Source organism: Streptomyces sp. R818, assembly GCF_056172735.1.
Genome location: NZ_JAOCNE010000003.1, coordinates 1079380 through 1091183, shown reverse-complemented (window position 1 = coordinate 1091183; position 11804 = coordinate 1079380). Strand labels below are relative to the sequence as shown.

Annotated in this window: 11 protein-coding genes, 1 other RNA gene and 1 pseudogene; 5 read left to right on the top strand and 8 right to left on the bottom strand. The window is 73.3% G+C overall.

The features are described 5' to 3' along the window. Nucleotides 1-656: MerR family transcriptional regulator (locus N5I75_RS10105; RefSeq protein WP_476676365.1), on the bottom strand; the 656-nt coding region annotated here is incomplete at its 3' end. A gap of 118 nt (nucleotides 657-774) precedes the next feature. Here N5I75_RS10105 and rnpB point away from each other — a divergent pair. Continuing rightward, nucleotides 775-1184, top strand: an RNA gene (gene rnpB / locus N5I75_RS10100) — RNase P RNA component class A. Nucleotides 1185-1230: 46 nt separating this feature from the next. Here the strand turns inward: rnpB and N5I75_RS10095 are convergent. The 3 genes from N5I75_RS10095 to N5I75_RS10085 are packed head-to-tail and all read right to left on the bottom strand — an operon-like array spanning nucleotide 1231 to nucleotide 4137. Further along, nucleotides 1231-2055: a heme ABC transporter ATP-binding protein gene (locus N5I75_RS10095; RefSeq protein ID WP_476676364.1), complete on the bottom strand. Its 825-nt coding sequence runs from the start codon at nucleotides 2053-2055 to the stop codon at nucleotides 1231-1233. Further along, entirely contained in the window at nucleotides 2052-3137 is a 1086-nt protein-coding gene (locus N5I75_RS10090; RefSeq protein WP_476676363.1) for a FecCD family ABC transporter permease, read from the bottom strand. Before N5I75_RS10090 ends, N5I75_RS10095 begins: the two co-directional genes overlap by 4 nt. Nucleotide 3138: 1 nt before the next feature. Further along, entirely contained in the window at nucleotides 3139-4137 is a 999-nt protein-coding gene (locus N5I75_RS10085; protein ID WP_476676362.1) for a heme/hemin ABC transporter substrate-binding protein, read from the bottom strand. Nucleotides 4138-4351: 214 nt separating this feature from the next. Between N5I75_RS10085 and N5I75_RS10080 the strand changes: the two genes are divergently transcribed. Together N5I75_RS10080 and N5I75_RS10075 are read left to right on the top strand one after the other, a co-directional pair. Beyond that, a complete protein-coding gene (locus tag N5I75_RS10080; protein WP_476676361.1) occupies nucleotides 4352-5767 on the top strand; it encodes an HtaA domain-containing protein in 1416 nt (471 codons plus the stop codon). Between the two features lie 112 nt (nucleotides 5768-5879). Next, nucleotides 5880-7430, top strand: coding sequence for an HtaA domain-containing protein (locus tag N5I75_RS10075; protein ID WP_476676360.1), 1551 nt, complete (start codon nucleotides 5880-5882; stop codon nucleotides 7428-7430). Nucleotides 7431-7464: 34 nt separating this feature from the next. Here the strand turns inward: N5I75_RS10075 and N5I75_RS10070 are convergent, their stop codons facing one another. The 3 genes from N5I75_RS10070 to N5I75_RS10060 all read right to left on the bottom strand — a co-directional run bounded on the left by N5I75_RS10070 (nucleotide 7465) and on the right by N5I75_RS10060 (nucleotide 9544). Further along, on the bottom strand, nucleotides 7465-8370 hold the full coding sequence (locus N5I75_RS10070; RefSeq protein ID WP_476676359.1) for a glycosyltransferase family 2 protein: 906 nt from the start codon (nucleotides 8368-8370) through the stop codon (nucleotides 7465-7467). Between the two features lie 109 nt (nucleotides 8371-8479). Beyond that, nucleotides 8480-8857, bottom strand: coding sequence for a MazG-like family protein (locus N5I75_RS10065; RefSeq protein WP_476676358.1), 378 nt, complete (start codon nucleotides 8855-8857; stop codon nucleotides 8480-8482). A gap of 75 nt (nucleotides 8858-8932) precedes the next feature. Then, nucleotides 8933-9544: a DoxX family protein gene (locus N5I75_RS10060; RefSeq protein ID WP_476676357.1), complete on the bottom strand. Its 612-nt coding sequence runs from the start codon at nucleotides 9542-9544 to the stop codon at nucleotides 8933-8935. A gap of 119 nt (nucleotides 9545-9663) precedes the next feature. On the opposite strand from N5I75_RS10060, the gene N5I75_RS10055 reads away from it, so the two are divergent. Together N5I75_RS10055 and N5I75_RS10050 are read left to right on the top strand one after the other, a co-directional pair. Further along, entirely contained in the window at nucleotides 9664-9987 is a 324-nt protein-coding gene (locus N5I75_RS10055) for a nuclear transport factor 2 family protein (protein ID WP_476676356.1), read from the top strand. A 61-nt stretch (nucleotides 9988-10048) separates the two neighbouring features. Further along, nucleotides 10049-11040, top strand: a pseudogene (locus N5I75_RS10050) (aldo/keto reductase). 10 nt (nucleotides 11041-11050) lie between these two features. Here the strand turns inward: N5I75_RS10050 and N5I75_RS10045 are convergent. Next, on the bottom strand, nucleotides 11051-11804 hold a 754-nt coding region (locus N5I75_RS10045), incomplete at its 5' end, for a PhzF family phenazine biosynthesis protein (RefSeq protein ID WP_476676355.1).

The following is an 11804-nucleotide window of genomic DNA, read 5'->3' as shown; positions in this document are numbered from 1 at the left end:
GGTGTCCCGGCGCTGGGCAGCTCCGCGGGCAGACACGCCACGAGCGCGTGTGCGGCCTCGGCGACGCGGGGGTCGTCGGGCGCGGCGTCGTCGAGCGCGTCGAGCCGGGCGTACACGTCACGGACGGCGTCCATGGCGGCCGGGTCGGTGACCGTGGGCCGCAGGGCCGCGATCAGCTGCCCGCGGATTTCGGGCGGCGCGGTGGTGTCGATGAGGGTGAGCATCTCGCGGTCCTTGGCGGCCATCGGCGAGGTGCCGGCCAGCTCACCGACCTCCCCGAGCAGGGCGGCGAGCTCGGGCGAGACGGGCCCTTCGGCGGGCAGCCGCCCTTGCTCCGCCTGCGCCAGCAGCTCCCGCAGCCGGGCACGCCGCTCCCGCAGCGCGTCCTCCTGCCGGGCCAGATCGTCATCCAGCTCGGCCAGGACTTCCACGAGCTCCCGCCCGGCGTCGTCGGCGAGCACGTCCCGTACTTCATTGAGCCCGAGCCCCAGCTCGGTGAGGCGCCGGATCCGGGCCAGCTCGACGGCGTGCCGGAGCCCGTACGCGCGATACCCGTTGCCGAGCCGTTCGGGCTCGGCGAGCAGCCCGAGATGGTGGTAGTGCCTGATGGCACGCGTGGTGACACCGACGGTGGCGGCCAGCTCCCCGATCCTCATGGGGCCAGTAGAAACGTTGCCGCTACGGCAGGGTCAAGGCGCCGCTCCCGTTGATCCGCACCAGGTCGCTCCCGTGCTCCGTGCCAGGTCCCGCCGGGTATCATGGCGGGACGGCAGACGAGCCGGGCGGACGGCCGCGTGGGGTCCCTTCATCGGAACCCCCCGAGGAACGTCCGGGCTCCACAGGGCAAGGTGGTGGCTAACGGCCACCCGGGGTGACCCGCGGGACAGTGCCACAGAAAACAGACCGCCGGGGACCTCGGTCCTCGGTAAGGGTGAAACGGTGGTGTAAGAGACCACCAGCGCCTGAGGTGACTCAGGCGGCTAGGTAAACCCCACCTGGAGCAAGGTCAAGAGGGAACGCCTCTTCGGAGACGTTCCTGCGCGGACGATCGAGGGCTGCCCGCCCGAGTCCGCGGGTAGACCGCACGAGGCCGGCGGCAACGCCGGTCCTAGATGGATGGCCGTCTCCCCGGCCACCGCGAGGTGACCGGGCGACAGAACCCGGCGTACAGCCCGACTCGTCTGCCGCCTGCGCCGCTCAGTAGTGATAGCGGCGCTGGGCAACTCTGGCTCATGCGCGGACCGGAATCACCAATGGCGTGCCCCTTTCCGGATGGGGCAGGACCTCGACCGGATGCTGGTACACCTCGCTGAGCAGATCCGCCTCGAAGACCTTCTCCGGAGGCCCGTCCGCTGTCACCCGGCCGTTTCGGAGGAGCACCGTGCGGTCCGCGTAGGCCGCTGCCAGGGCCAGGTCGTGCAGGACCACCACCACCGCGTCGCCCGCCGCCGCGCGGGAGCGGCATACGCCGAGGACCAGTTCCTGGTGGCGGAGGTCAAGGGCCGCTGTGGGTTCGTCCAGGAGGAGGAGCTGGGTCGACTGGGCCAGGACCCGGGCCAGGGCGACCCGGGCGCGTTCGCCGCCGGAGAGGGCGGAGAAGGGGCGGGGCGTGAAGGGTGCTGTCTCCGTGGCCTGGAGTGCCGCTGCCACCGCCGCGTCGTCTTCGTCCTCGTACGGCGTGCCGAGCCACGGGGACCTGCCCATGCGCACCACCTCCTCCACCGTGAACGGGAAGGAGAGCGTCGCCGGCTGGGGGAGGAGCGCGCGGCGTTGGGCGAGTTCGGGTGGGGTCCAGGCCTGGGCGTCGCGGTCCCCTATGCGCAGGGCGCCCCGCGTCGGCGGCAGGTCCGCCGCCAGTGCTGCCAGCAAGGTGGATTTGCCTGCGCCGTTCGGGCCTACCAGGGCCAGGACCTCGCCTGCTCGGACCTGTACGTCGACGCCGGACAGTACCTCTCGCGCACCCAGGTTCAGGTGTACGCCCCGCGCCTCCGCCACCGTTGCGCCGGGGGCGTATCTCTCGGGCAGAGGGTGGGAGCGCCTCCAGGGCCTCTTCATGCCCAGCCTCCTTGCTTGCGGCGGGTACGGCGCAGCAGCCAGAAGAAGAACGGGCTGCCGGTCAGGGCGGTCAGGACGCCGATGGGGAGTTCGGCCGGCGCGGCGATCGTACGGGCGGCCAGATCCGCGCCGACCAGGACGACCGCGCCGCCCAGGGCGCTGCCGGGAACCAGGAAACGGTGGCCGGGGCCCGCCAGCATGCGGAGCAGGTGCGGGATGACCAGGCCCACGAAGCCGATCACCCCGGAGACCGCTACCGCCGCCGCCGTGAGCAGGGCTATGACCAGGATCAGCAGCACCCTCAGTCGCTCCACGTCCACGCCCAAGTGGCGGGCCGGGCGCTCGCCCAGCGACAGAAGGTCCAGCTTCCTGCTGTAGAAGGGGGCGATCAGCAGGCCCAGCGCCGCGCACGGCAGGACCGCGAGCACCTTCGGCCACGTCGCCTGCGCCAGCGAGCCGAGCTGCCAGAACGTGATCTGGTTGACCGCCGCCGTGTCCGCGTAGGCAAGGAACAGGCCGATCAACGCGCCGGCGAAGGCGTTCACCGCTATGCCGGTCAGGATCAGGGTGATTACCTCCGTCCGGCCGTTCGCGCGGGACATCACGTAGACGAGCAGGACCGTCGCCAGGCCGGACACGAACGCGCAAACCGTGATCGTCCAGGTGCCCATGAAGTTCAGGCCGAGCGCTATGCACGCCACCGCGCCGACCGCCGCGCCCGACGAGATGCCGATGACACCCGGCTCCGCGAGCGGGTTGCCGAACACGCCCTGCATCAGCGCGCCCGCGCAGCCCAGGGACGCGCCGACGAGGAGGGCGAGGACGACGCGGGGGAGGCGGACGTTCCACAGGACCGATTCCGCTACGCGGTCCAGGGCCGAGCCGCCCAGGCCCACGTGGTGCTGGACGGAGGCCAGTACGTTTCCGGGCGGGATGTCGTAGGCGCCTATGCCGGAGGAGAGCAGGGCCAGGAGCAGGAGCGCCGCCGCCAGGAGCGCAGTCAGCGGCCACGTTCTGCGTCCCCGTGGGCGCGTCGTCGGTTCCTTCGCCTCGGCCGTGGGCGCGGGGGCCGTCGTCGTCATGTCAGGCACCGGCCCTGTCACCGTAGAGCTGGTCCACCATCGACCGCAGCACCTGGTCCGTGCGCGGGCCGTAGTTGAGGAGCACGCCGTCCTCGACCGAGACGACGCGGCGGTCCACACCCGCCGGGGTCTCCGCCACGCCGGGGATCCTGACCAGGCCGTCGATGCCGCCGACGGATTCGAGGCCCTTCGTCATGACGAGGATCGCGTCGGGCGCCGCCTTCGCGAGGGCCTCGCTGGTGATGGCCCGGAAGTCCGTCCTCAGGCCGGACGCGGCGCCCGCGTCGACCGCGCCCGCCGCCTCCAGGAGTGAGGTGGCGCCCGACTTGGCGCCGCCGATGAGGTAGACGGAGGCCGAGCCGCGTACGTAGAGGAAGGCGACGCGGGGCTTCTTCGACGCAGAGGCGCGGGGGATGTCCTTGCGTACCGCCTCGATCCGGTCCTGCGAGCGCTTCGTCAACTCCCGTCCCGCCGCCGGGACCCCGAGCGTGTCCGCGACCGCCTGGATGCGGGTGCCGACGTCGTCGAGGCTCAGCGCGGGGTCCAGGACGACCACGGGGACACCCGCGTCGCGGATCTGCTGCATCGCCTCGTCGGGGCCTGTCGTCTTCTCCGCGAGGACGAGGTCCGGCTTGAGGGAGAGCACGCTCTCCGCCGACACGTCGTGGTTGCGGGTGACGACCGGCAACTTCTTCGCCTGGTCGAACGTCGCCGTGATGTCGCGCGCCACGACGTCTCCGCCGAGCCCGAGCGTGAAGACGATTTCGCTCAGGCTGCCGGAGAGCGGCACGATCCGGTCGGTCTTCTCCACCGTCACCTTGCGGCCGTCCGCCGACGCGGCGGTGACCGGCAGCTTCGGGCGGGGCGCAGGGGTGAGCGGGTCGAGGCGGTTCGCCGTGGCGGTCGCGGGTTTCGTCCCCGGCCGCGTGGTGGCCGACGTGGCGCCCCCGCAGGCGGTCAGGGCCGAGGCGAGCACCGCGGCCAGTACGGAGACCAGCACGCCCGTACGTCGAGAGGCGCGGGCAGCGCGGGCAGCGCGAGAAGCGCGGGGAACGCGGCGGGTGGCGGCTGGCGTCGGCACGCGGACACCGTCCTGTCATGAGTCGTGGCGGGAGGGGCTGTTGCGAGAGGGGCTGTTGCTGTCGGAGATCCTAGTTTAGGTTAGCCTTACCTAAGTCGCCAGGGTTTGGTGACGTACCCCGGAGGAAACCGCCATGTCCCGACGCGCCCGGCTACGCGTCCTCGCCGTCGCCCTGTTCACCGCGTTGCTCGGCGCCCTGCTCCCGGTCGCCGGCGCGCACGCCGCGTCCCGCACCGTGCAGGGCGGGCGCCTGGACTGGGGGCTGAAATCGTCGTTCCAGAGCTACATCACCGGGCCCATCGCCAAGGGGAGTTACACCCTGACGGGCGGCGCGGCCACCGTGGGCGCGAGCCAGTTCCGGTTCCACTCGGCGACCGGCACGTACGACGGGTCGACGGGCGCCTTCGCCTCCTCCTTCTCCGGCGGCGTCCACTTCGTCGGGCACAGGAAGAGCGACGGGACCAACGAACTCGACCTCACCGTCAGCCGGCCCACCGTCCGCATCTCGGGCGGCGGCGGGACGCTGTACGTGGATGTCGTGAGCAAGGCGAAGGGCACGGGGGCGGTCACGTCGTCCAGCCAGGTGCCCTTCGCCACGCTGGCCGTCGGCGGGATCGACATGAAGGGCGGCGGCAGCGCCGTCGCGCTGAACAACGTCCCCGCCACCCTCACCGCCCAGGGCGCCAAGTCCTTCGCCGGGTACTACACCGCGGGGACCGCGCTCGATCCGGTCAGCCTCGCCGTGGACGTCGCGCCCGAGCAGCAGCCCAAGTCCGCCGCGCCCAAGCCGTCCGCCTCCGGCACCAAGAAGAAGGCGGAGAAGGACGAGTCCGGGAAGCTTCAGGACGGCGCCGTCGACTGGGGCGTGCGCCGCACCTTCCGCGAGTACGTCACCGGGGACATCGCCCAGGGGCAATGGAAGCTCGCCGACGGGGCCCAGGACGGCGGCGCCGTCTTCCGCTTCCCCGCAGGAAAGGGCACGTACGACCCGAAGAAGCAGGCCCTGAGCGGGACGTTCGCCGGGTCGGTGCGGTTCACCGGCGAGCACGGGCTCGACCTCACCCTCGCGCGGCCGGCCGTCACCGTCGCCGACGGGAAGGGGACCCTGCGCGCCGACGTGACCAGCGAAGGGAAGACCGCGAAGGACGTCGCGCTCATCACCTTCGCCGTGAAGTCGCTGGCCGCCGAGGGCGGGCTCGTACGGGTCGAGGAGGCGCCCGCCGTGCTCACCGCCGCCGGGGCGAAGGCGTTCGGCGGGATGTACCAGGCCGGGGCCGCGATGGATCCCGTCTCCTTGGCCGTCGCGCTCGATGACGGGGTGAAGCTGCCGGCTCTGCCCGATCTCGGCAAGGCGGGGGCCTCGGCGGCGGCGAGCCCGAGGTCCAGTCCTGGCCCCAGTGCTGTCGCCGCCAAGCCCGTTGCACAGGAGGGCAGTTCGGGGCTCGGGTCCGGTGCCGTCGCCGGGATCGCCGGTGGGGCCGTGGTGATCGTCGCCGGTGCCGTCCTCCTCGTCGTTCGTATGCGCAAGCGGAGTCCCGCGGACGGGTGAGCGTCTGCCCCTCCGCGTTTCGTTGCCGGGTGCCGCTCTCGTCGTGGTTGCTCGCGCAGTTCCCCGCGCCCCTGACGGGGCGCACCCTCAGATCCAAGGTGCAGGAGTTCCCATGTCCCTCGTCAGACACCCCATAGCCCTCGCTGCCGCCACCGCCGTCGCCCTCGGGGCCGGTGCCGTCGCGTTGCCCGCCTTCGCCGCCGACAAGGCGCCGGCGATCGAGTTGAAGGACGGCACGCTCGACTGGGGGCTGAAGGAGTCGTTCCGGAAGTACGTCACCGGGATCGCCGCCGGGAAGATCGAGGCGGGCGACGGGGCCACGCAGGCCGACGGCAACGGGGTGTTCCGGTTCAGCGGGGGCGTCGGCACGTACGACATGACGACGCACGGCACGGACACCGCGTTCAAGGGCGGCGTCCGGTTCGTCTCCACGGCCCACATGTTCGACATCAAGATCAGTGACGTGAAGGTCGTGACCTCGGGCACGACCGGGCACATCGACGCCGACGTGTCCCTGAACGGCACCGTGCAGAACGACATCGAGTTCGCCACGCTCGACCTCTCCGCCGTGAAGCCCGGCCAGGGCGCGGGCGGCGCGATGACCTTCAAGGACATCCCGACGACGCTCAGCGCCGACGGAGCCAAGGCGTTCAACGGCATGTACCAGGCGGGCACCGCGCTCGACCCGGCGACGCTGACGGTGACCGCCGTGACCACGTCGCCCGACCCGGACCCCGACCCCGACCCGGAGCCGTCGACGACGCCGCCGAGCACGCCGCCCGCCACCCCGAAGCCGACCGCCACCCCGACCGACAAGCCGACGGCGACCCCGACCGACAAGCCCTCCGCCTCCACGACGCCGAAGCCCGCCGTCTCCGGCGCCATCGCCGACGGCAACCTCGACTGGGGCGTCAAGGAGTCCTTCCGTACGTACATCACGGGCCCCATCGCGCACGGCAAGGTCGAGCTGAGCGGCGGCGCCGCGAAGAACGGGGCCGTGTACCGCTTCGGCGACGCGAGCGGCCGCTACGACGCCGACGCCAAGTCCCTCGACGCGAAGTTCACGGGCAAGGTCCGCTTCCTCGGCCACGAGGAGGGCGGCGAGTACGTCCTCGACCTGCAGTTCAGCGATCTGCACGTGACGGCGTCGGGCGGCAGCGGCAAGCTCGTCGCCGACGTGTCCAGCAAGGACCGGGAGAGCGGCAAGGTCACGACGTACGACGACCTGACCGTCGCCACGCTGAAGGCCGGCTCGGGCGACCTGACCGCGAAGGACGACGTCGTCGAGCTCGACGGCGCCGCGACCACCCTCACCGCCGACGGCGCGAAGGCGTTCGGCGGGTTCTACCAGGCGGGCGACGCGCTCGACCCGGTCACCGTCGCCGTCTCCCTGGACGAGGACGCCACGCTGCCCGACGGCAACGGTGCGGGCGGCTCCGCCTCCGGGGGCACGTCGGGCGGTACCGGCACCACCGGCGGCACCGGCACCGGGTCGACCGTCGGCGGCACCGGCTCGACCACCGGCTCGACCGTCGGCGGCGCGCTCGCCTCGACCGGCGCCGACCTCCCGGCCGGTCCGCTCGCCGCGGCCGCCGCGCTGGTCGTCGCCGCGGGCGCGGGCACGGTGTTCGCCACGCGCAGGCGGCGCCCGCAGGAGAGCTGACCTGCCGGGAACCGCAGGTGCGCTCGGCCGTCCGTCAGATCAGTGGCGGGCGGCCGAGCCGCGTCATGCGCCACACCGTGCGCCAGCGCATCGGGCGCCGCTCGCCCGCCGGGGTGCGGACGCCCTCCACGAAGCCGCCCGCCCACGCGCGCAGGCCGCCGAGCGAACGCGTACGCAGCAGGGTCAGCAGCGTCCACGTGCCGAGGTAGAGGGGGACGAGGGGGAGCGGGAGGCGGCGGCGGGCCAGCCAGACGCGGTTGCGGGCGGTCATCCGGTAGTAGACCGCGTGCCGTGCCGGGGACGTCTTCGGGTGCTGGAGCAGCAGCGACGGCTCGTAGAGGACCTTCCAGCCCGCGTCGAGGGCGCGCCACGCCAGGTCCGTCTCCTCGTGCGTGAAGAAGAAGTCGGCGGGCCAGTCGCCGGTCTCGGCGAGCATGTCCATCGAGAAGGCGTGGCCGCCGCCGAGGAACGCGGTGACCAGACCGCGCCGCATCGGGTCCTTGGCGCGCAGGCGCGGCACGTGGCGGCGCTGCGTCTCGCCGAGTTCGTCGGCGATGCGGAAACCGACGATGCCGAGGCGCGGGTCGGCCGCGTACAGACGCTGGATCGTGGAGAAGACGTCGGCGTCGACGAGGAGCCCGTCGTCGTCCAGCTCGACGGCCACGTCCACGTCGCCGAACGCGCGGAGCCGGGCGAGCGCCACGTTCCGGCCGCCGGGGCAGCCGAGATTGTCGTCCAGCTCGACGTTGGTCACCTCGAAGGGGAGGCCGGTGAACTCGGGCAGCGGCGTGCCGTTGCCGATCATGACGACGCGGGTCGGCGGGGCGTCCTGCTTGGCCACCGACTCCAGGAGCGCGTCCACGTCCTTGGGGCGGTTGCCCATGGTGACGATGGCCACGCCCAAGCGGGGGAGTTCGGTGGTTCGGCGCCTGTCTGTCATGGCGGCGATGGTAGCCGTTCACCTTCGGCGGGCCGCGCGGCGGATCGGGCGTGCGGCTGCCGTCCCGTCTCCGCCGCCCACGGCGCCCTGACGAAGCCGGGCGCGGCCCTCAGTTCCGGCCCTCCGGGGCGGCGGGGCCGAGCGAGCGCTCGGCGACCTTCGCGACGTGCGCGGCCAGCGTCCCGCGCGGGTCAGGGGTGAGGGTGCCGAGCGCGACCAGCGCCGTGACCACCACGTCGCACAGCTCCGACTCGACGTCCTGCCAGGTGTGGCTGGCGCCCTTGCGCGGGTTCTGCGCGACGGCCCCGATGACCGCCTCGGCCACCTCGCCGACCTCCTCCGAAAGCTTCAGCACCCTGATGAGCAGGGCCTCTTGGGAGGGGAGCTTGTTGTTGCCGTCCAGCCAGGCACGCAGCCGGCCGACGGTGTCCCAGAGTTCGTCGTTGCGGAGTTCGTCGTTCCGGAGTTCGTCGTCGTTCGTCGTCACGGGGAAAGAGCCTAGGGGCGCCCACTGACAAAGAGCCCTGGTCCCCTCGGCCCCCGGCTCCCTGGCCCCCTCGGCTCAGTCGGCGGCCGGAGGCTCCTCCGCCCCCTGGGTCTCCGCCGCCGTCTCGGCCGCCTGGGCGCGCTTGGAGCGGGAGCCGACCACCGCGAGGGTCGCCGCCGCCGCGCCGACGAGCGCGGCCGGGACCATCCAGTGCCGGTCGAAGACGTGGCCGAGCGCGTGGTCGAGGGAGTAGCGGCCCGCGCCCGTCACCGCGAGGCCCGCCGCGACGAAGCCGAGGAACGCCGGGTACTCGTAGCCGCCCTCCATCGCGAAGAAGCCGTTCGGGGCGTGCACGGCCGCCGCGCCCGCCATGGTCCCGGCCGCCGCCGCGCCGCCCAGCGGCGTCGCGAGGCCCAGGGCGAGGAGCGCGCCGCCGCCCGCCTCGCCGAGCCCGGCCGCGAGGGCGCTGGCCTTGGCCGGGGTGTAGCCCATGGCGTCCATGGCGGCGGTCGTGCCGGAGACGCCGCCCCCGCCGAACCAGCCGAGCAGCTTCTGGGCGCCGTGCGCGGCGAGGACCCCGCCGGTGCCCACGCGCAGGGCGAGAAGGCCCAGGTCGCGGCGGGAGCGACAGGGTACGGAGGGGGCGGGGAGGACGGCGTTCGGGATGCGGGAGCGTGTGCAGGTCATGCCCCCACCGTCCGGCAGCCCCGCGCCGCCCACCTCGCGCGCGGGCCCATTCGGGTGGCGGGCACGGCCGCGCGCCACGGCCGGTGGCGGGCCCCCGGGCGCGGTGCAAGCCTGAACGCATGCCCATGCAGACCGCGAAACTCAGTGATCCGGCTGTCCGCGCCTTCGTCTCCGCGCTGAACGCCCACGACCAGGAGGCCTTCCGCGCCGCGCTCGCGCCGGACGCGACCATGGCCGACGACGGCTCCGACCGTGACCTCGCCGACTGGACCGCCCGCGAGATCTTCGACTCCCACGGCCACATGGAGATCGAGAAGGAGACGGCCGGAGGCCGCGCCCTCGTCGCCAACTACCGCAACGACGCCTGGGGCGAGATGCGCACCAAGTGGACGTTCGACGTGGCGAACGGCAAGGTCGTACGGTTCGAGACCGGCCAGGCCTGAACGCCCTTACGCAACACCGGGGTTGACCTCGTGTGCGCTTCAACTCCTAGCGTCACGCGCCATGGACTTCACCACACGCACCCTGGGCGGCAGCGGCATCGAGGTCAGCGCGCTCGGCTTCGGCTGCTGGGCGATCGGCGGAGAGTGGCAGGACCCGGACGGGCAGCCGCTCGGCTGGGGCCCGGTCGACGACGGGGAGTCGGTCCGGCCGTGCGGCGCGCCGTCGACCTCGGCGTCACCTTCTTCGACACGGCCGACGCCTACGGCACCGGACACAGCGAACGCGTCCTCGCCCGCGCCCTCGGCAAGCGCCGTGACGACGTCGTCCTCGCCACCAAGTGGGGCAACGTCTTCGACGAGCGGACCAGGACCCTCACCGGCAGCGACGACTCCCCGGCCCACGCCCGCCGCGCCCTGACCGCGTCCCTCACCCGCCTCGGCACCGACCACATCGACCTCTACCAGCTGCACATCGCCGACGCGGACCCCGAGCGCGCCGCGCTGCTCCGCGACACCTGCGAGGACTTCGTGCGCGAAGGGCTCGTCCGCGCCTACGCGTGGAGCACCGACGACCCCGACCGCGCCCGCGTCTTCGCGAAGGGCCCGCACTGCGCCGCGGTCCAGCACCGCTGCAACGTGCTCCAGGACGCCCCCGAACTCCTCGCCCTGTGCGACGAGTCGAACCTCGCGAGCATCAACCGCAGCCCCCTCGCCATGGGCCTGCTCGGCGGCGGCCACGGCGCGGCGCGCCGCCTGCCCGCGGGCGACATCCGCAGCGCCCCGCCCGCCTGGCTGCCCGGCTTCGGCAGGGGCGGCGGCGCCGACCCGGACTGGCTGGCCCGCGTCGACGCCCTGCGCTCCGTACTCACCAGCGGCGGCCGCACCCCGGCCCAGGGTGCGCTCGCCTGGCTGTGGGCGCGCAGCCCGCGCACGGTCCCGATCCCCGGCTTCCGCACGGTGGCGCAGGCCGAGGAGAACGCGGGCGCGCTCGCCCACGGCCCCCTCACCCCGGCGGAGCTGGCGCAGGCCGAGCACGTCCTGCGCCGGGTGTGACCTCGTACGGCTACGGGATCGGGACGGCGGTGCCGCTCACCCGTACGCGGGGATCGCCGCTCCGCAGTGTCACCGTCAGCTCGCCGGGGCGCCCCATGTCCTCGCCCTGGTACAGCGTGAGGTCGACCTCCTGCGGCACCAGCTTCAGCTCGCGCAGGTAGGCGCCGAGCGCGGCGGCGGCCGCCCCGGTGGCGGGGTCCTCGACGACGCCGCCGACGGGGAACGGGTCGCGCACGTGGAACGTGGAGTCGTCCTTCCGCCACACCAGCTGGACCGTCGTCAGGTCGAGGCGGTGCATCAGGTTCAGGAGGCGGTCGAAGTCGTACGAGAGGTCGGCGAGGCGCTCGCGGGTGGCCGCGGCCAGGACGAGGTGGCGGGCGCCCGCGTAGGCGATCCGGGGCGGGAAGGCCGGGTCGAGGTCGGCGGCGGGCCAGCCGAGCGCGGCCAGCGCCTCGGCGAGATCGTCCCCGGAGGCGTCCTCCAGGTGCGGGGCGACGCTGGTGAGGGTCGCGCGCAGCACGCCGTCCGTCCGCTCCACCGTGACCGGGACCTCGCCGGCCGGGGTGTGGAACACGTAGTCCCCGGCGCCGTGGCGCTCCGCGAGGGCGACGGCCGTGGCGACGGTGGCGTGGCCGCAGAACGAGACCTCGGCCTTGGGGCTGAAGAACCGGATCGTGCGCACGTCCGGCCCGCTCCCGGCCGGTCCCGGGGTGACGAACGCCGATTCGCTGTAGCCGAGTTCGGCGGCGATCTTCAGCATGTCC